Source organism: Streptosporangium sp. NBC_01755, from assembly GCF_035917995.1.
Classification (GTDB): domain Bacteria; phylum Actinomycetota; class Actinomycetes; order Streptosporangiales; family Streptosporangiaceae; genus Streptosporangium.
Genome location: NZ_CP109131.1, coordinates 3,301,713 through 3,319,732, shown reverse-complemented (window position 1 = coordinate 3,319,732; position 18,020 = coordinate 3,301,713). Strand labels below are relative to the sequence as shown.

The window sequence follows — 18,020 nt, the reverse complement described above, 5'->3', positions numbered from 1 at the left end:
CGGCCGGAGGCGAGTCCCGGAGGCGAGTCCCGGAGGCGCCGCGGCCAGGGCCTTCTGGATGGCGTCGATCAGTGCCGGCGCCGTCGGCCAAGCGGCGTGGGACGGTGAGATCACGCCGGGCGGATGAGCCCCTTTCTGGTGGCGGCGGCCACCGCCGAGGTGCGGGAGTCGACGCCGAGCTTGGCGTAGATGTGCACGAGGTGGGTCTTGACAGTGGTCTCGCTCAGGAACATCTGCTTGCCGATCTGCCGGTTGGACAGGCCGGCCGCGACGTGGCCGAGCACCTCCAGTTCTCTTGGGCTGAGCGTGGTGGCCGGGGTGCGGACCCGGCCCAGCAGCCGCGAGGCGACGCTGGGGGCCAGCGCGCTGGTGCCCGTGGCGGACGAGCGGATCGCGGCGTGCAGGTCGTCGGAGGGGGCGTCCTTGAGCAGGTAGCCGGTGGCGCCCGCCTCGACGGCCGCCACGATGTCGGCGTCGGTGTCGAAGGTGGTGAGCACCAGGACGCGGGGACCGCCGAGCGCGACGATTCGCCGGGTCGCCTCGCTGCCGTGGATGCCCGTCCCGAACTGAAGGTCCATCAAGACGACGTCGGGTGCGAGGGCACGTGCCGCCTCCACGCCGTCCTCGCCCGTGGCCGCCTCCCCGACCAGCTCGAAGTCGGGCTGTCCGGCGAGCATGGCACGGATGCCCGAGCGCACTACGGGGTGATCGTCCACCAGCAGGATCCTGATCGGCGCTGTCACCGGGCCGCCCCTTCGGGCAGCGGCAGTGTGGCGGCGACCGCGGTGCCCTCTCCCGGGGCGGACTCGATGGTGAGGCTGCCGCCCAACGCCCTTGCCCGGTCGTGCATGGTGCGCAGACCGTAGCCGGTGCTCGCGGTCTCGGCGGGGGCCTGCGCCGGGACGAAGCCGCAGCCGTCGTCGACGATGTCCAGCACGATCATGTCGTCCAGGTAGGTGAGCGTCACGGTGGCATGCGCGGCCTGCGCGTGGCGGCTGACGTTGCCCAGCGCCCCCTGGGCGATGCGCAGCAGCGCCAGGTCGTAGTCGGCGGACAGCGGCACCGGCGTGCCCGACATCTCGAACCCGACCCGGGTGGGGGTGCCCGCGGCGGCTGAGGCGCTGATCCTGCGCAGAGCGGCGGTCAGCGAGGAGTGCTGCAGCGCGGGGGGTGCCAGGGCACGGACGAAGTTGCGTGCCTCCTCCAGGTTGTCCTGGGCGGCGTGCTCGGCCTCGGCGATCCGCTGCTCGGCGTCCCCGGGCCGGGTGGCAAGATCGCGGCGGGCTGCGCGCAGCAGCAGGATGATGCTGGACATGCCCTGGGCGAGGGTGTCGTGGATCTCCCTGGCCAGGCGTTCCCGCTCGGCCAGGCGGGCCGTGTCGGCCTCCGCCTGCATGAGCATGCCTCTGGTGCGGACCAGGTCGTCGATCAGCAGGCGGCGCTGCTCGCTCTCGCTGTAGAGCGCCTTGTAGACCAGTCCCATGAGCGTGGCCACCGCCGCGCCGATGGACGGCCCGATCACCTGGGGCGCGCTCACCCCGCCCGTATGCCGGCCGGCTGTGGCGATCGCCGCGACGCTGAGCGCCGCGACGCCGGGCAGCGCGACCATCAGGGGCAGCACGTGCAGGTAGGCGAAGAAGAGCGGGAAGGCCAGCCATACGAAAAGCGGTGAGTTCAGGGCCAGCGCGGCCCAGCCGAGCGTGACGATCAGCAGCCAGATGCGTCCCAGCAGCAGATGCGCGGGGCCGCCGAAGCGCGGGAGCCGTCCTTCGATGACGATTCCTGCCGCGTACAGCACGCCGAGCAGGACACCGCAGGTCGCGACGGCGGCGTGGCCCTCGTGTGCGGCCCCGGCGACGGCGATCGCCAGCAGGACCGCGAAGGTGCCGTGAATGGCCCACCTGAGCAGCTTGAGCGTCGGCGGGAACGGGAAGTCCATCATTTCTCCCCCAGAGTAGGTGAGGGGGTTCGATGGGATGCATCCTTCAAAAGGTTGATTTCCAGCCGACCAAAAGAAGGCGCCCGCGCCGCCCGTTTTCACGATGTGCCGGAAACACCCGTTCCTGGAGTCTGGAAGGCGTCCAGATCGACCTCAGCGCCGGGCTCGGCTCGCTGGCCGAGGGCACCGTCCCGTTCGTCCTGTCGGCGGCCACCACCGTCGTTCCCGTCGCCGCCACCCTCCTCACCCCCGAGTCCGGCACCGTGACCGTGGCCGGGTACGACGTGTCCGGCGCGAGCCCGGCCGACCGGACTCGCATCCGGCGCGACCACATCGGCATCGTTTTCCAGCAGCCCAACCTGCTGGCCTCGCTCACCGTCCTGGACCAGCTCCTGGTCATGGCCGACCTGGTCGCCCGCTCGACACGGCAGGCCACCAAGCGGGCGCGCGAACTGCTGACAGCCGTAGACCTGGCGGGCAAGCAGGACAAGAGGCCGCACCAGCTCTCCGGCGGCGAGCGGCAGCGGGCGAACATCGCCCGCGCGCTGATGAACGAACCCGAGGTACTACTGGTCGACGAGCCCACCAGTGCCCTCGACCACCGGCGCGGCGAGCAGATCGTCTCTCTGCTGGCCGGCCTGACCAAGCAGAACGGCGTGGCCACCGTCATGGTCACCCACGACCTGGCCACGCTCACCATGGTGGACAGCGTGCTGACCATGACCGACGGCAACCTCACCGCAGGAGCCGCCGCCCACCTCGGCTGAGCGGATGGCATTATCGGCAGGCGCACACGGACCGTGCCGGTTCCCCTGGACGCCTGTCCGTCAATCGAGCCACCCGCCGGCCCGGCTACGCCGGAGGCAGGAGTGAGACCACATCGGCGTCGGCATGCACACGTTCCGCGTACTCCGCGGCCAGCGCTCTGCTTGATGCGTAGTTGAGGCGTTCCTGAGTTTTGCGCACACGCTCCTCGCACATATCCAGGATCTGACCCCAGCGGAAGACCCACAGGCCAACCCGGCCATCGTCCTGGACGCAGTTGGGGGGAAGCCGGAGCCCCTTGATCTGCCAGTCCAGGGCTGGATCAATGGTGTTGCCGATCAACCAGAAGTCCCACCGAGTCTTCTCGTCGTGTTTGTATCGATCATCGGACACCACCGCAAAAGCATAACTGCGTAGCTGGGCGAGCTCTTTTTCGGTGAGGGTAAGGCTTGGCCGCTTCAGTTCCACAATGAGATGGCGCTTGTTCTGGTCCGCACCGGTAACTCCGGACAGCATGAGGTCCAGGCGTCCCGATCTTCCATCGGCACGACGAACCGGTCGCCTGGAGCCTCGGCGCGGGGCTGTCCCTTCAAGAATCGCCAGGTGCCGCTCCAGGGCTTCGGTGAGTCCCGTTTCCGAAACAGCACTGGAGAACTCATCACCAAAAACCCACAGCTCTTTTTCCAACATCCGATGGAGTTGGGTCCGCTCGCGTAGCTCCCACTTCGCCTCTGGCCCATAGATCAGGTTGCGCAGCAACGTCAGAAAGTCGACTCGATCAACGGCTTGCGCGTTGGCCGCGACGATGTTCCCCAGGCTGGCTCGACCTACCAACCTTTCGATCTCTTCCTTCTGTGCCACCGAAAGGCCGAACAGGTCTTCGAGCACCTTGGATATGGAAGTGGGTTGCCTGCGAAGCGCTTCACTGAGCAGGACCAACTGTGTGCGTCGAGCTTGCTTCCCACCCTTGAAATGACGGCTCAGAAACACTGCGACATCATCGAATGTGGCTCGCTCGGCAACTTCAACATCCGACTCCGGTGAACCCTTGTAAGGATACACGCCCTCTTGTATCCAGAGTTCGACCTGCTCTTTCGTTCGCTCGCTTTCTCGCATACGAAAATGTAATCGCATTTGGTCACGCGCTGCCTTCGCAACTCGCCCAAGCGGTGTATCGTCTATCTCAAACTCGCCGTCAAGGGAATCGTGTTCAGATAGGTTACGGAGGCGATGCCATAAGATGTATGCGGTGAAATTAAAGTCAGGTGCCTGAATTCCTGCCGAAAGTGTCAGGCGGTGAACACCCTGATCGTCGCAGATCAAGAGCTCTCGCTTTTGCGGCTTGGTGGACCACTCCACGATACGCAGCACCGGCCCGGCGCTCATCTCGTCTGTCGAGATCTCCGCATCAGCATTATCCAGGGTAAGCGCGTATTCATCCTGGCGGCGGATGACCTCAGACGGATCGAGCTGTCGTCCTCGCCAGGAAATCTTTACGTCTGGGTACTTGCCGAGGTAGACAGCAAAGCGGCTTGTGAGCTCAAACCTGACGCGGTCCAGGAGAAGCCGGTTCTTCTTGGGGGCATCCCCAACAACACGGACAGTCGTCCCGGTTTCTTCCTCGGTGGGCCGGCTGTCCTCCAGGTCGAAGACGCTGGCTCCGTCTGCGAATCGTACGGTGGTGCGCGTGCGAGCGGTCGGCCCGTCTGCGACCGTTACCCAGTTGGCGGACGAGCCAAGAGCGAGAACTCGGAACCGGCCGTAGCCGTGTCTGCCGTGCAGCTGTCGTCCGAGGTTATTTGTCCCTTTGGCCTTTTTCTTCCACGATCCACCCATTCCGCTGAAGGCTGGGTGTACCGAATCAGCAGGAATTCCGTGACCAGTATCTGTGATCGAAACCGAATCGACACCGTCTAGATCGTTCAGTTCGATCTCTGCGGAAACCTCTTTGGCGTCAGCATCCAGGCAATTCCAGATGAGCTCTTCCACGGCCCCAACCGGGTCACCTCGCCGGGCTACGCGCTCAATAAAGTCTGGCTTGACTTCAACTGGGATGTGCACATGGGCATCATTGCCGATCACTGTATGTGGCGCAACAGAGAGCCGAATGAAGGGCTACGAGGTTGGGTCGTCGATGATGATTTTCGGCTGTTTGAATACCCTGTATTTGGTATGCCGGAATCTTGCTGGCGAGGTTCCTTGGATGCCGGCGTAGGTTGCCGCACGGCCTGGTGGCTTTTCGGTTGGTTTCGGCCGTGCGGCGTTCGTGGTCGGGTCAGATTTCTCCGCTGCGGATGCCCGTCAAGAAGTCGGTCCAGGCCGTGGGGGAGAAGGTCAGCATCGGGCCGGACGGGTCCTTGCTGTCGCGTACGGCGACGAAGCCGGGCAGGTTCGTGGCTACTTCCACGCAGTTGTCGCTGCTTCCGCCGCTGTAGCTGCTTTTATGCCATGCGGCGCCATTCAGGTCAGAGGGGGGCATGGTCACTCCTTACCGCAGCAATGAACGCCGCAGACTCCTCGGGGGACAAGCACACACCAGCAAGACGTTCGAATGTCAGTTTAAGGTTCTCCACCTGATCCGTCGCCTCTACATAGACGTCTCCGCCGGGGCAGCCGGTGTAGCCCACTTCTGGATCTTCGGCATCGAACGCCAGTAGGGAGAAAGCGCCCTCCAAGCCACAGTGCGCACCGATCCGAAGCGGAAGAACCTGAACGGTGATGTTGGGCCAGTCCATGACCTGAAGGATGTCTCCGAGTTGGTGGGCCATGATGCCGGGCGAGCCGACAGGGCGGCGCAGAGCGCATTCGTCCATGAGTACGTGCAGCGCGGGCGCTTGTGAGCTGAGAAGGCTGATTTTGCGTGCCATCCGAGCTGCCACATACCGCTTCAGCTCTGTGGCGGCCAGTCCCGGGCGAGACGTGCGGATAAGTTCACGTGCGTAGTCCTCGTTCTGCAGAAGGCCCGGTACCAACAGCGGTTCCCAGCTGCGGATGGTCGTCGCCTCGGATTCCAGGCCGACGTAGGCGCCGGCGAACACATCGCTGTAAGCGGTCCACCAACCACGTTGACCGGCATCCTGACCGAGTTGGATCAGCCCGGCCTTCGTTGGCGGGTCAACGGCGTACAGATCACAGAGGTCGGCAACGTCCGTGCCGCTGGGCATGGTCCGGGCGTTCTCGATGCGGCTTAGCTTGGCCGTGGACCAGCGAAGCGGTGTGGCCACCTCTTCCAGCGTGAGATTTGCCTTCTCTCGAAGTCTTCGCAGCTCACGGCCAAGGCGGCGGTGTCGAACGGTGGGACTCGCAGAAGCCATGCCGACAAGCATGCCTGATCAACGTCATCGTGCGCCGAGCAAATTTATACAAGGTACTTGTGATCATGTAAGTTGCACGCCACACTGTAAGGAGTCGGTCAGCTACTAAGAGTGACGATATGGCAAGGGTGTCCGACTGGTGCCGCAGCCATCGTTGGTTGTCTGCGGTCTGGTTCGTTAACTCAAGGTGAGGGCGCCATGACACTTGCAGGCCGATCCGTGCAACGGTTCCTCTTGTCCAAGAAAGTCGCGACGGTGGACTCAGTCCTTCTCGTCAGCGGGTGTCCTCGCCGGGCTGACGAACGATCCGATCTGCGGGACGGTGTAGACCACCCCCTGTTCCCGGAGGTAGGCGACCACCTTCCTGGCCGTACCTCGGGCGATGCCGAACTCCTGCACCATCTGCACCTCGGAGGGGATCAGATGGCGCGGCAGGTACTGGCCGCGTTCGATCCTCTCGGTGAAGGTCTCCGCGACCTGGATCCATATCGGCCGATCGCGCTCGAACTCGATCATGAGGAGACGGTAGACGGTCATGCTCATAGGCACTCATGCGAGTACGAGCATGGACGAGCACATATAGAGAAGAGCTGCGGGGGCTCGGAATCCGCCTCAAGGCTCATAAAGCGGACCCGCCCGGTGCTGGAACACCGTGACGGGTCCTTGATCAGGAAGGGACTCCTGACCCGTGAGCAACCTTAGTGCTCCCGTTCTCGACAGGCAGGCGGTCGGTGGTTGCGGCTGTTTCGCCGATGCGGCGCCGATGCCGATGGGCTGTGCCGCCTGCGGGCACGCCCCCTACGCGCACGGCTGCCCCGACCGGCCCGCTGACCACGAGTACGCCCAGCCGTCCGCCGTGCTGATGGACACCCGCCTGCGGGTTCGCCGGACCGGGGACCGCTCGCTGCCTTGTTTTGAACTGCCCTGCTTCGAGCCGCCCGCCCTCGCGGTCCCGGCCGAGATGATCCCGCTGGTGCCGGCCCAACAGTTCGCCCGGCGGCCCGCCCGGCAGGTCCCGGTGGAGACGACCGCACCGGTGGCCGAACAGCGGCCCGGCGAGCGGGTCTCGGCCGAGACGGTCGCGCCGGTGGCCGGTCAGCGCTCCGCCGGGCGGGCCTCGGTGGAGACGGCCCCGCCGGTGATCGTCCCGCGCCGCCCCGAGCAGGCCCCGGCCGCCGTGCCGGTGTCGCCACTTCGCCGGGTGCGCTGCCCTCTCCGGCCCCTGTCCAGGGGCACCCGTACCGGACCGCCCCGGCCCGGCGGAGGGCGCCGCCGCGTCCCCCGCACCGGCAGGAGGACCTGCGCTCCACCCCGGGCGATGCCCACCCTGCCTCCGTACCGGCCACCCGGCCGGTACGGCACACCCCTCCACGCCTTTCCCCACCCCATGAAGCGGGCCCGTCCACCGCTACCAACGAACAGACGGGCCCTTGATCGGATCGAGGTCCAATCAATGAACGATGGTAGGTCCACCACCCCCGAACCCACCACCATCCCCGGCTGGCGGCTCATCCTCAGCGACGCCGGACGGCTCTGGGCCAGCCGGGAGCAGCCCTTCTCCCCGGCCGCGTTCCACGCCGGAGCCGAACGGACCGTCGACGGCGACAGTCTGGAGGCGCTGCGGGCCGAGACCGACCGGCAGGAGGCCCTCGCCCAGGAGGCCAACACCCAACAGGCCAACGCTCAGGCGGCTGCCGTCACGGAGACCGCCACCGGGCAGGTGATCTCATGATCCGGCGACGGCCCACCCGTCCCCGGGGCCGCCACCGCGACGGTGTGGCCACCGCCCCCGTACCCCGGTACACCTGGGACCACGAGGCCCGCGCCGAGGCCGCGATGCTGGAGATCACCTGGCCCGGCTGGTCCGTCCTCTACGGCACCGGTAGCCGCCTCTTCCACGCCATCGCCACCTGGCCCACTCCCGAGCCACTGCTCCTCTGCGACCGGACCATCGAGGGCCTGAAGACCCAGATGCGCGAGGCCGAGATGACCGCCCTCCTCCAGCGCTGGGCACCGACCTCCGCCTCGGCCGGCATCGGCCACTTCTGAGCAGGCACGGCGGCCCTCCCTTCCCCGGTCCGGGCCGCCGTGCCCTTGACGACGTACGGCACAGGGGCGAAGAGGCGCCCGCGCGGTACGTGACGCGGGCGGAGCTGTCCGGCCCGCTCGCGTCCTCCAGGCAGGAGAGACCCCTGGGTGGCCGACCCGACCCGCGAAGGTCAGGTACCGTCCGGCCCCTCGCGGTGCCACAGCCGGAGTTGCAGGTCCAGCACCACCCGGTCGTCGGGGTCGTCGAGCCGGTATCCGCCCACCTGCTCCAGCCGTGCCAGCCGGTAGCGGATGGTGTTGGGGTGCACGAGCAGTGTCCGTGCCGTGGCGCCCACATCGCCGAACGTGCCGAGGTAGGCGGCGATGGTCTCGATGAGACAGCTGTGGTGGCTCCGGTCGTACTCGACCAGACGGCGGAACCGCTCGTCGCTCAGCAGATCCGTCACCCCCAGCGTGGTGAGCGCCTCGGAGAGCAGCACCGCCGTGAGCTCGCCGTCGAGACTGATCACCGGCCGGTCGGGCGTGTACGCGACGGTCTCGCACACCCGGTCGACCTCCGCGCGGGCCGCGGCCACGGTCGGCACCGACAGGGACGAGGCGATCGCCGCCCGGAAGGTGGTCCCCAGGTGCCGCTCGAACGCCGTCAGGGTGCGCCGGGCCCAGTTCAGGTAGCGGTCCACCTCGACCCGGCCGGGGAGGACGGCGTACAGGCGCAGCCCGACCGGGGCCACCATCGACTCGTCGCGGACGGAGTGGGCGTGCACGGTCAGCATCGTCACCGCCTCGGTGGAGGAGAGCCACTGGCGCGCGCCGGCGTCGCCGACCGCTTCGAAGGCCACCACGGCGAACTCCTCGGGGGCGTCGAGGCTCAGCTGCCGGACGAACCCGGCGTCGTCGCGCTGCGGGTTGGGGGCGAGCATGCGCTGCACGAACTCGGTGCCCATGTTGTGGATGAGGCGGCTCTGGCCGACGAGCCGCGCGGCGAAGACCGATGCCGCGACCAGGTGTTCCTCGGTCTGCCGGGAGAAGGACCGGTCCGTCTCCTGCGCCCAGACGGTGCCCAGGTACTCGCCGGACCGAGGATCGTGCATGCCGACCCCGAGCCTGCGCCGAAACCCGATCTTCTCGTTCAGTGTCACCGTGGTACGGGGACGCCGCAGCCGGTCGTAGACCCGCATGGCCTGGAGTTCCGCCATGTGTTCCGCCGGGGGCTCGCGCCCGAGGATGGTGCGGCGCCGGATGTCGTCGGCCTGGTCGCTGTAGGGCGAGAAGGCGAGCACCCGTCCCTGCACGTCCTCGATGGAGATCAGCGTGCCGGTCATCATGCCGAGCGCCTTGGCGAGCCCGAAGAGGTCGTTGTGCTCGCCGAGCGCGGGGCCGGCTCCCTGCGGGAACCGCTCCTCGAACTCCCGGCCGAAGCGTTCGACCTCGGCGACCAGGCGCCACCACGGCGCCCGGTCGGTGACCCCGAGGACCGGGACCGGCACGTCGCGCAGCGACCACGGATCGACGTCCCCGAGTTTCACGACGAGCGCCCCGGGCCGGTGGCGGGCGAGGTCGGCGACCGCATCGGCCGCCGCCGGCCCGCCGGTGCCGAGCAGCAGCACGACGGCGCCGTCCAGCTCGTGATCATCGGGCAGGTCCGTCCCGTCGGACAGGTCGAGAACGACGCAGCCGCCGATGGGGACGTCCAGGCCTCCGGGGGCGTGGACCGCCGACACGAAGGGGTCGCGTACCGCGTCGAGGAGCTCGGTCAGGGTGGATGACCAGCGGGGATATCTGGTTTTCACAGGACTCCGGCACGTTGTGACTCGGGTGTAACCTACCTGTCCGAGTATCCAGCGAACTGGACAAAAATATAGAGGACTACACAAAGCCCCTAGGCCGTTCGGCATTTTAGGGTGACAGCACTCCCCCCGGCCGACCGGCCGAAACCCCAGGAATCAGGAGGACCGACATGACGTTGGTTCGCACCCGTCGCACCCGGCGCGCCCTCCACGTTGTCGCCGCAGGCGTGCTCGGCGCCGCCGTCCTCTCGGCGTGTGGCAGCTCCTCAAGCGATTCCGCGTCCGGCCCCGAGGCCGGTTCCGGCTCAGGCTCCGGCTCCGGCTCGCAGGTCTACACCATCCCCCAGCAGATCGGCGTTCCGCCGTACAGCTTCCTGGACGAGAGCGGCAAGCTCGTCGGCCTGCTTCCGGACCTGTCCACCGCGCTCGGCGAGGAGATGGGGGTGACCGTCAAGAATGAGCAGGCGTCGTTCGAGAACTCACTCCTGGGCCTGCAGCGCGGCACCTACGCCTGGGTGCCGGGCGCCGACGTCACGGCCGAGCGGCTGAAGAAGTTCGACTTCGCCACCACCCTCGTCGAGAGCTACGGCTTCCGGGTCAAGGCCGACGGCATCACCATCGGTGACTCACTCGACGACCTGTGCGGGCTCTCCGTCGCGGTGACCGCAGGTTCGAGCCCGGTCTCGACTCTCACGGACCAGTCCGGGAAGTGCGAGGCCGCCGGGAAGAAGCCCATCGACGTGCAGACCTTCGCCGACCAGGCGACCGCCGACCTCGCGGTCAAGAGCGGCCGGGCCGACACCTCCACGGCCACCGCCAGCGGCCTGGGCTACCAGACGCGCACCGAACCCGGCGTGTGGAAGATCACCGGGCCGACGTACCAGGCGATCGACATCGGGTTCGCCTCGATGAAGGGTGACGGCATGGCGGCCAAGTTGCAGCAGGCCACCGAGGCGCTGATCAAGAACGGTGGCTACGCCAAGATCCTCGCCAGGTACGGCACCGAGAACATGGCGATCACCACCTCGGTGATCAACCCAGAACCGAACGCATGAGTGAGATCCGGGCAGGTGGGGCCGGCGCGAGCGCCGTCCCCACCGGCCAGGCCGGGCCGGACGGGCCAGGCGGGGCGGCGGAGGAGTGGCGCCGGCGGATGGAGGAGATCTCGCGGCTTCCGCACGGGCGCCCGCTCCACCTCGGCCGGCTGATCATCGCGGTGCTGATGGTGGTCGCGGTCGCCGGCCTCGCGGTCAGCGTCGCCCGCAACCCCGCCTTCGAGTGGGCCACGGTGGCCGATTACTTCTTCTCCGAGCGGGTGCTGAACGGCCTGCTCAACACCATCACGCTGACCGCCCTGTCGATGGGGCTGGCCCTGGTGGTCTCGGTGGTCATCGCGAACATGCGGCTCTCGGCGAATCCGGTGCTGCGCGCGGTCAGCGGGACGTACGTCTGGTTCTTCCGGTCCATCCCGCTGCTGGTCCTGCTCATCCTCTGGTTCAACGTCTCGCTGATCTATCCGACGTTCAGCCTGCCCAACCCCTTCGGTGGCGACCTGTTCGCGCTGCAGACGCGCAACCTGATGACCGCCTACTGGTCGGCGGTGCTGGCCTTCGGCCTCCAGCAGGCCGCCTACACCTCGGAGATCATCCGTTCCTCGCTGCTGGCGGTCCCCAAGGGGCAGCGCGAGGCGGCGCTCGCCCTGGGCATGACGCCGTTCGACATCTTCCGCCGCATCGTCTTCCCCCAGGCGATGAAGATCGCGGTGCCGCCGGTGAGCAACGACCTCATCAACCTGATGAAGGCCACCTCGCTCGTCGCCTTCATCTCGGTCTCTGACCTGCTCTACAGCGTCCAGCAGATCTACAACCGCACGTTCGAGGTCGTCCCGCTGCTCATGGTGGCGACCATCTGGTACATGATCCTCGTCAGCGTGCTGTCGGTCGGCCAGTACTACCTGGAGCGCGTGCTCGGCAGGAGCACCGCCACGACGACGCGCCGCGCCGGACGAGTGAGGGCCCAGCCATGACGACGCCGCTGATCAGCGCACTGAACGTGCGCAAGTCCTTCGGCCAGCACACGGTCCTGCACGACGTGTCGCTGGACGTCCACCAGGGGGAGGCGGTCTGCCTGCTCGGCCGCTCCGGCAGCGGCAAGAGCACCTTCCTGCGCTGCCTCAACCTGCTTGAGCGCACCGACTCGGGAGTGGTCATGCTCGACGGCGAACTGCTCGGCTACGAGGAGCGCGGCGGCAAGATCCACCGGCTGTCGGCGAAGCGGGAGGCCAGGCAGCGCCAGCGCCTCGGCATGGTGTTCCAGCAGTTCAACCTGTTCTCGCACAAGACCGTGCTGGAGAACGTGGTCGAGGCGCCCATCCGGGTGCTGCGCCGCCCGGCCGACGAGGCGCGCCGTGACGCGCACGAGCTGCTCGACCGGGTCGGCCTGGCCGAGAAGGCCGACGCCTACCCGGCCCAGCTCTCCGGTGGTCAGCAGCAACGCGTCGCGATCGCCCGCGCCCTGGCCATGAAGCCCCAGGTGCTGCTCTTCGACGAACCGACCTCGGCGCTCGACCCCGAGATGGTCAACGAGGTGCTGCAGGTCATCCGCGGCCTGGTGCTCGACGGGATGACCACCATCATCGTCACCCACGAGATCGGATTCGCCCGCGAGGTCTGCGACCGGTTCGTGTTCATGGAGGACGGCCGCATCGTCGAGGAGGGGCCGTCCAGCCGGCTGTCCGGCGAGGCCGAGCACCCGAGCACCCGCGACTTCCTCAGCAAGGTCCTCTAGCCCCGGCGCCCGCGAGCGCCGCACACCATCGTGCCGCGGCACGAACTCGACAGAGAGAGGCAAGTCATGCCATCGACGGGCGGAGCCATGCCCTCTGTGGCCGTGATCGGCGGCGGGTTCGCCGGACTCGCGGCGGCCCACCAGCTGAAGCGGCACGGGTATTCGTTCACCGTGTTCGAGACCGAGGACGGGCCCGGCGGCACCTGGCGGGTCAACCGTTTCCCCGGTGCCGAGGTCGACACGCCGGCCCCGATGTACTCGTTCTCGTTCGCCCCGTACGACTGGTCACGGTCCTACCCCGGCCAGGCGGAGCTGCAGTCCTACCTTGAGCACGTGGCCGACCGATTCGACCTCAGGGCGCACTTCCGGTTCGGCCGCACCGTCCGGCGGCTGGTCTGGGAGGAGGACGGTCAGCAGTGGGCCGTGCACCTCGACACCGGGGAGGTGCGGCGTTTCACCGCCGTGGTGACCGCGGTCGGGCTGCTGAACGTCCCGAACGAGCCCGCCTGGCCCGGCCGCGAGCTGTTCACCGGCGACATCTTCCACACCGCGCGGTGGCGCCCCGACGTGGAGATCGACGGACGCCGGGTGGGAGTGGTCGGCACCGGCTCGACGTCCGCCCAGATCGTCGCGGAGCTCGGTGGCCGCGCCGGGCACCTGACGGTGTTCCAGCGCCAGCCGGCCTGGGTGGACCCGAAGGTCTCGCTCCCGTTCACCGAGGAGGAACGCGCCCGGCGGCGCCACCCGGTGACGCGGCGGCTCATCCGGTGGCGGCTCTTCCTGGAGCTGGAGCGCAAGTGGCTCGGTGGCCGGATCATCCGGCCCGGCGGGACCGTCGACACCCGGGCGGTCAAGGTCTGCCAGGACTACCTCGAAGAGGTGTTCGGCGACCACCCCGACCTCAAGGCGGCGCTGACACCGAACTCGGCCTACCTGGGCAAACGGGCGATCCACAGCTCCACCTTCTACCCGACCCTGCTCCGCGACGACGTCACCCTCGTTCCCCACGCGGTGGAGCGGATGACCGGGACCGGGGTGGTGGACGCCGCGGGCCGGGAGCACGAGCTCGACGTCGTGATCACCGCGACGGGCTTCCGCGCGGCCGAGTTCCTCTGCGGTCTGGAGGTACGCGGACGCGGCGGGCGTGACCTGCGGGAGAAGTGGGGCGACGACCCCATGGCGTTCCTCGGGATCATGGTGGACGAGATGCCGAACCTCTTCATGATGTACGGCCCCAACACCAACTACTACGCCCCGGTGTTCAACTTCGAGCAGCAGGCGAAGTTCGTGGTCCGGTCGCTGCGGGAGATGCGCCGCCGGGGGGCCTCGGCCGTCGAGGTCCGGCCCGAGGCGGTCAGGCGGTTGAACCGGTGGTTGAAGCGCCGGCTGGACGCCAGCTCGTTCGCCCAGGCACCGAACTACTTCCGCTCGGCGAGCGGCCGGGTGGTCACCCAGTGGCCGGACGGCGCCTCGGTCTACTGGTTGCTGACCCGGACCCAGCACGCCCGCGCCGCGCGGTTCTTCCACGCTCCGATGGCATCGGCGTCGTCCGAACCGTCACGCCATGGCTGAGTGACAGATACGGGGGCACGTCACGGCTCTGGCACGTTGGCTTCGACGAATGCGGGAGCCAGCAGTCGGATGCGTTCTTCCTCCATATGGCTCCGGAGTGACATGGCAACTATCGGTAATCCATGAAGAGTTGCCAGAAACAGCGAGTTGCCAAGGTTTGGCAACTCGCCGTTTCTGGCAAGTTTGACCAGCTGCGGGCCGCAGGTGGCTAGTTCTTTCGTGCGGCGGGGCGGATCGAGGTGGTCAGCGGCCGAGCAGCGTCAGGGCGGCGTCGACGATGGAGGCGGTGTCGATGCCGTGGATGCGGTAGGCGTCGTGCAGGTCGCTGGACTGGCCGAAACCGGAGACCCCGAGGTTGCGAATCCGGTCGCCGCGCACGCCGGCCAGGAAGGACAGCGTGTGCGGGTGCCCGTCGAGCACCGTGACGAGGGATGCGGGATGGTCGGCGGGGAACAGGACGTCGACGATGCCGCCGCCGGACGCGCCGAGGGAGCCCCGGGCCTGGAAGGACCGGTACACCAGGTCGGCACTGGTCAGGCAGACCACGCCGGCGACGATCGAACGCTCGGCCAGGTGTTCGGCGGCGGCGATCACCTCGGGCATGACGGCTCCCGCGCCGACGAGGGTGACCTGCTCGGCCGCCGGGTCGTGGTCGGTGATGCGGTAGCCGCCCGCGACGGCGTGCCGACGGCGTCGTTCGAGCAGTAGCTCGTCCTCGGGCACGCGCGCCAGGTCGGGGTTCAGCGGCCGGGTCGACAGCCGGAAGTACGAGGACGTGCCGCCCTCGACACCGACCCGCTCCATGGCGGCCAGCATCGTCCACTCCAGGTCCTGGGCGAACGCCGGTTCCCAGGCGATGCAGCCCGGCTGCTCAAGACCGATGGACGGAGTCGTGATCGACTGGTGCGCGCCGCCCTCGGACGACAGCGTCACACCGGACGGCGTACCGACGATGATCGACTGCCCGCCGGCGTAGATGCCGTACGACCACGGTTCGAGCGCGCGTGAGATGAACGGGTCGTAGAGCGTGGCGATCGGGATGAGACGCTCGGCCCAGCGACTCCAGGTGGCGCCGAGCTCGCCGAGCAGACCCACCAGGTTGACCTCGGCGATGCCGAGTTCGATGTGCTGGCCGCCGGTCCCCTCCGACCAGCGCAGCAGGCGTTCGGTGTCGTCGGCGAACCAGTCGTGCCGGTCCTCGATCGACCACACCCCGGTCTTGTTGATCCACCCGCCGAGGTTGGTCGAGGAGGCGACGTCCGGGCTGCAGGTCACCACCCGCGCGCCGGCCTCGGGGGCGGCGCGCAGGAAGTCGACGAGGAAGCGGCCGAGGGCGGCCTGGGTCGAGATCGGCGAGCGGTACGAGCGGCCGAGCGTCTTCGGCAGTGGGCCGAGGGCCTTGCCGGTGATCTGGGGGCGGCGCAGCGCCGCGCCTTGGGTGGCGCACAGGTCTGACGCGGCGGTGCCCGGTTCGAAGGCGCGCCAGGGGGCGGCGAGGTCGGTGCCGCAAGACTCGGCCAGCGCGAGCATCTGCGCCTCGGTCAGCAGCGCCGAGTGGTTGTTCGGATGTCCCTCGGTCGGCAGGCCGCGCCCCTTGACCGTGTAGGCGAACACCACCGTGGGCCGGGTGTCGTCCACCTCCCGGTAGGTGTCGAGCAGCAGGTCGAGGTCGTGGCCGCCGAGGTCGCGGACCGCCCGCGCCAGCTCGGCGTCCGGCAGGGACGCGACCAGGGCACGCAGTGTCGCGCCGCCGCGTTCCCCGACGAGTCGCGGCCCCACCTCGGCGGCGTCGACCCGCAGTAGGCGCTGGTACTCCTCGTTCGGCATCTGTTCGAGCCGCTGCCGCAGCTCGTCGCCGCCTGGCCGCTCGAACAGGGCGGTGATCGCGCGTCCCCACTTCAGGGTGATGACCTGCCAGCCGGCCGCCTCGAACATCGCCCGCAACCGGTGGATCTGCACGTCCGGCACCACCCGGTCGAGCGACTGGCGGTTGAGGTCGACGATCCAGAGCAACTCGCCCATCCGGGCCACGGACGGGTCGGCGACGGCCTCCCAGATCGCACCCTCGTCGAGCTCGGCGTCCCCGAGCAGGCTGACGAAGCGTCCCGCCGCCGGAGCCGACGCGAAGCGCGAGCGCAGGTAGCGGTGGGAGATGGCGGCCCATAACGGCGCGGTCGCGCCGATGCCGACGGAACCGGTCGAGAAGTCGACGGTGTCGGGGTCCTTGAGCCGGCTCGGATAGCTCTGCAGCCCGCCCAGCTCGCGCAACCTCGGCAGATAGGAGACATCGAGGTCGTCCAGCAGGTAGTTGATCGCGTGCAGCACCGGCGAGGCGTGCGGTTTGACGGAGACCTGGTCGAGGTGGGTCAGCTCGGAGAAGTACAGCGAGACCATGATGTCGACCATCGAGGCGCTGGAGGCCTGGTGACCGCCGACTTTCACACCGGTGTCGTTGGGCCGTCCGCGGTTGGCGGCGTCGACGATGGCCGCGGAGAGCCAGAGCACCCGCTGCGCGATCTGCCGCAGCACCTCGGTCTGAGCGGATGCCCTCGCACGCTCGTCGGCGGGTGGGGTCAGGTGGATCGCCATCATCTGTCTCTTTCCTGCGGAGACGTTCATTGCACCCGGAGGTGCCTCACAGGGCAAGAAAGACGCAGGAACCCGCCCCCTATCGCGTGTTCAAGCGGTCAGGCGGCCTGGGGTGCGCATCTTTCCACCCTCTCGGCGCTACCATCCACTCATGCCTCCGAACGCCGAACTGGACTCGACCGACCGCCGGATTCTGGACCTGCTCGTCGAGAACGGGCGTCGGAGCGTGCGCGACATCGCCATCCGGGTGCGGCTCTCGCCGAGCCCGGTCAAGCGGCGGATCGAACGGCTGGAGCGGCTCGGCGTCATCGTCGGCTACACCACACTGGTCGACGAGGGCCTGCTCGGTGACACTATCGAGGCCTTCGCGGAGGTCCGCTTCAGCGGCAACACGGACGTCGAGTCGATCACCGCCTCGGCCAGCCGCATCCCCGGGGTCACCGAGGTGTTCACGGTGGCCGGCGACCCCGATGCCCTGGTGCACTTCCGGGTCGACAGCCTCCAGCACCTGCACCGGTTGATCGACCAGATCCGCCGCGACGAAAACGTCATCGGCACCAAGACCCTCATGGTGCTGGACTCCTGGCGCCGGGTCGAGCGACCGTTCTGACCCGCGCGGTCGTCTTCCCCGTGTCACCGGCCGGTGCACGGTTGGCCATCTGTACGGCGCGATCAGCTTCATCAACGCCAGCACATCAGCGGCGTTGTCCCGCCCCTCGGCCCCGATCTCCAGCTGAATGTTGATCTCTGCCTTACCTCGCACCAGCGTGGAGAACGCGGCGTTGTCCTCGCCACTGGGACGCCTGAAGTAGTAGCCGGTGACCCCGGGGAGGATCTCCGGCAGCGGTGTGGCACCGCCTTCGATCTGCTCCTCGACCGGCCCCGGATATCCTCCCGGCGTGAGGTTGATCAGCAGCACATTCAGCCGCTCGCCCTCTCGCTGGGAGACCACACAGCCTCCAATTTCTCCGCTGCGGATGCCTGTCAGGAAGTTGTTCCAGGCCATCGGGGAGAAGGTCAGCATCGGGCCGGATGGGTTCTTGCTGTCGCGTACGGCGATGAGGCCCGGAAGGTTCGTGGCTACTTCCACACAGTCGTCTCCGTTGGGGCCGCTGTAGCTGGACTCGCGGAACTCGGCGCCGGACAGGTCAGGGGAAATCATACTCACTCCTCACAAGGAGCCGATCGGCTACTTAGAGTGACAGAAGTGCAAGGGTG

Annotated in this window: 16 protein-coding genes and 1 pseudogene; 8 read left to right on the top strand and 9 right to left on the bottom strand. The window is 68.0% G+C overall.

Features of this window, described 5'->3' with window-relative positions; translation table 11 throughout:
* Positions 1-110: 110 nt before the first annotated feature.
* Together OG884_RS15230 and OG884_RS15225 are read right to left on the bottom strand one after the other, a co-directional pair.
* The gene (locus tag OG884_RS15230; RefSeq protein WP_326639933.1) at positions 111-743 is read right to left on the bottom strand and encodes a response regulator transcription factor; all 633 of its coding nucleotides are present in this window, start codon (positions 741-743) and stop codon (positions 111-113) included.
* Complete coding sequence (locus tag OG884_RS15225) at positions 740-1,942, bottom strand: sensor histidine kinase (RefSeq protein WP_326639935.1); 1,203 nt, start codon at positions 1,940-1,942, stop codon at positions 740-742. Before OG884_RS15225 ends, OG884_RS15230 begins: the two co-directional genes overlap by 4 nt.
* 29 nt (positions 1,943-1,971) lie before the next feature.
* On the opposite strand from OG884_RS15225, the gene OG884_RS15220 reads away from it, so the two are divergent.
* Entirely contained in the window at positions 1,972-2,706 is a 735-nt protein-coding gene (locus tag OG884_RS15220; protein WP_326646001.1) for an ABC transporter ATP-binding protein, read from the top strand.
* An 85-nt stretch (positions 2,707-2,791) separates the two neighbouring features.
* Here the strand turns inward: OG884_RS15220 and OG884_RS15215 are convergent, their stop codons facing one another.
* The 4 genes from OG884_RS15215 to OG884_RS15200 form a co-directional block, all read right to left on the bottom strand.
* Entirely contained in the window at positions 2,792-4,693 is a 1,902-nt protein-coding gene (locus OG884_RS15215) for an ATP-binding protein (protein WP_326646000.1), read from the bottom strand.
* Between the two features lie 286 nt (positions 4,694-4,979).
* Positions 4,980-5,183: a DUF397 domain-containing protein gene (locus tag OG884_RS15210; RefSeq protein WP_326645999.1), complete on the bottom strand. Its 204-nt coding sequence runs from the start codon at positions 5,181-5,183 to the stop codon at positions 4,980-4,982.
* Positions 5,170-6,018 carry a helix-turn-helix domain-containing protein gene (locus OG884_RS15205; protein WP_326645998.1) on the bottom strand — a complete coding sequence of 283 codons (849 nt, stop codon included), beginning with the start codon at positions 6,016-6,018 and terminating at the stop codon, positions 5,170-5,172. The genes OG884_RS15210 and OG884_RS15205 overlap by 14 nt, the downstream gene beginning before the upstream one ends.
* 261 nt (positions 6,019-6,279) lie before the next feature.
* The gene (locus OG884_RS15200) at positions 6,280-6,561 is read right to left on the bottom strand and encodes a winged helix-turn-helix domain-containing protein (protein ID WP_326645997.1); all 282 of its coding nucleotides are present in this window, start codon (positions 6,559-6,561) and stop codon (positions 6,280-6,282) included.
* A gap of 145 nt (positions 6,562-6,706) precedes the next feature.
* Here OG884_RS15200 and OG884_RS15195 point away from each other — a divergent pair, with 145 nt between their 5' ends.
* Both OG884_RS15195 and OG884_RS15190 read left to right on the top strand, forming a co-directional pair.
* Positions 6,707-7,750: a hypothetical protein gene (locus OG884_RS15195; protein ID WP_326645996.1), complete on the top strand. Its 1,044-nt coding sequence runs from the start codon at positions 6,707-6,709 to the stop codon at positions 7,748-7,750.
* Complete coding sequence (locus tag OG884_RS15190; RefSeq protein WP_326645995.1) at positions 7,747-8,067, top strand: hypothetical protein; 321 nt, start codon at positions 7,747-7,749, stop codon at positions 8,065-8,067. The genes OG884_RS15195 and OG884_RS15190 overlap by 4 nt, the downstream gene beginning before the upstream one ends.
* A gap of 170 nt (positions 8,068-8,237) precedes the next feature.
* Here OG884_RS15190 and OG884_RS15185 read toward each other — a convergent pair whose 3' ends face one another.
* Complete coding sequence (locus tag OG884_RS15185; protein ID WP_326645994.1) at positions 8,238-9,857, bottom strand: helix-turn-helix domain-containing protein; 1,620 nt, start codon at positions 9,855-9,857, stop codon at positions 8,238-8,240.
* 167 nt (positions 9,858-10,024) lie between these two features.
* Between OG884_RS15185 and OG884_RS15180 the strand changes: the two genes are divergently transcribed.
* From OG884_RS15180 to OG884_RS15165, 4 genes are all read left to right on the top strand, one after another.
* Positions 10,025-10,909 (top strand): transporter substrate-binding domain-containing protein, encoded by an 885-nt coding sequence (locus tag OG884_RS15180; RefSeq protein WP_326645993.1) that lies wholly within the window; start codon positions 10,025-10,027, stop codon positions 10,907-10,909.
* On the top strand, positions 10,906-11,880 hold the full coding sequence (locus OG884_RS15175; protein ID WP_326645992.1) for an amino acid ABC transporter permease: 975 nt from the start codon (positions 10,906-10,908) through the stop codon (positions 11,878-11,880). The genes OG884_RS15180 and OG884_RS15175 overlap by 4 nt, the downstream gene beginning before the upstream one ends.
* Positions 11,877-12,641: an amino acid ABC transporter ATP-binding protein gene (locus OG884_RS15170; RefSeq protein WP_326645991.1), complete on the top strand. Its 765-nt coding sequence runs from the start codon at positions 11,877-11,879 to the stop codon at positions 12,639-12,641. Before OG884_RS15175 ends, OG884_RS15170 begins: the two co-directional genes overlap by 4 nt.
* 87 nt (positions 12,642-12,728) lie before the next feature.
* On the top strand, positions 12,729-14,213 hold the full coding sequence (locus OG884_RS15165; protein ID WP_326645990.1) for a flavin-containing monooxygenase: 1,485 nt from the start codon (positions 12,729-12,731) through the stop codon (positions 14,211-14,213).
* Positions 14,214-14,456: 243 nt separating this feature from the next.
* Here the strand turns inward: OG884_RS15165 and OG884_RS15160 are convergent, their stop codons facing one another.
* Positions 14,457-16,805 (bottom strand): transketolase-like TK C-terminal-containing protein, encoded by a 2,349-nt coding sequence (locus OG884_RS15160; RefSeq protein WP_326645989.1) that lies wholly within the window; start codon positions 16,803-16,805, stop codon positions 14,457-14,459.
* A gap of 148 nt (positions 16,806-16,953) precedes the next feature.
* Between OG884_RS15160 and OG884_RS15155 the strand changes: the two genes are divergently transcribed.
* Positions 16,954-17,412 (top strand): Lrp/AsnC family transcriptional regulator, encoded by a 459-nt coding sequence (locus OG884_RS15155; protein WP_326645988.1) that lies wholly within the window; start codon positions 16,954-16,956, stop codon positions 17,410-17,412.
* Positions 17,413-17,787: 375 nt separating this feature from the next.
* Here the strand turns inward: OG884_RS15155 and OG884_RS15150 are convergent.
* Positions 17,788-17,964 (bottom strand): annotated as a pseudogene (locus OG884_RS15150) (DUF397 domain-containing protein); the annotation flags it as partial.
* Positions 17,965-18,020: the final 56 nt, after the last annotated feature.

What these genes read in the sequence shown, in the direction of transcription:
- OG884_RS15200 (WP_326645997.1), bottom strand. Translation starts at nt 6,561, where the DNA reads ATGAGCATGACCGTCTACCGTCTCCTCATGATCGAGTTCGAGCGCGAT.
- OG884_RS15190 (WP_326645995.1), top strand. Translation starts at nt 7,747, where the DNA reads ATGATCCGGCGACGGCCCACCCGTCCCCGGGGCCGCCACCGCGACGGT.
- OG884_RS15160 (WP_326645989.1), bottom strand. Translation starts at nt 16,805, where the DNA reads ATGATGGCGATCCACCTGACCCCACCCGCCGACGAGCGTGCGAGGGCA.
- OG884_RS15165 (WP_326645990.1), top strand. Translation starts at nt 12,729, where the DNA reads ATGCCCTCTGTGGCCGTGATCGGCGGCGGGTTCGCCGGACTCGCGGCG.
- OG884_RS15220 (WP_326646001.1), top strand. Translation starts at nt 1,972, where the DNA reads ATGGGATGCATCCTTCAAAAGGTTGATTTCCAGCCGACCAAAAGAAGG.
- OG884_RS15170 (WP_326645991.1), top strand. Translation starts at nt 11,877, where the DNA reads ATGACGACGCCGCTGATCAGCGCACTGAACGTGCGCAAGTCCTTCGGC.
- OG884_RS15155 (WP_326645988.1), top strand. Translation starts at nt 16,954, where the DNA reads ATGCCTCCGAACGCCGAACTGGACTCGACCGACCGCCGGATTCTGGAC.
- OG884_RS15180 (WP_326645993.1), top strand. Translation starts at nt 10,025, where the DNA reads ATGACGTTGGTTCGCACCCGTCGCACCCGGCGCGCCCTCCACGTTGTC.
- OG884_RS15205 (WP_326645998.1), bottom strand. Translation starts at nt 6,018, where the DNA reads ATGGCTTCTGCGAGTCCCACCGTTCGACACCGCCGCCTTGGCCGTGAG.
- OG884_RS15210 (WP_326645999.1), bottom strand. Translation starts at nt 5,183, where the DNA reads ATGCCCCCCTCTGACCTGAATGGCGCCGCATGGCATAAAAGCAGCTAC.
- OG884_RS15225 (WP_326639935.1), bottom strand. Translation starts at nt 1,942, where the DNA reads ATGATGGACTTCCCGTTCCCGCCGACGCTCAAGCTGCTCAGGTGGGCC.
- OG884_RS15175 (WP_326645992.1), top strand. Translation starts at nt 10,906, where the DNA reads ATGAGTGAGATCCGGGCAGGTGGGGCCGGCGCGAGCGCCGTCCCCACC.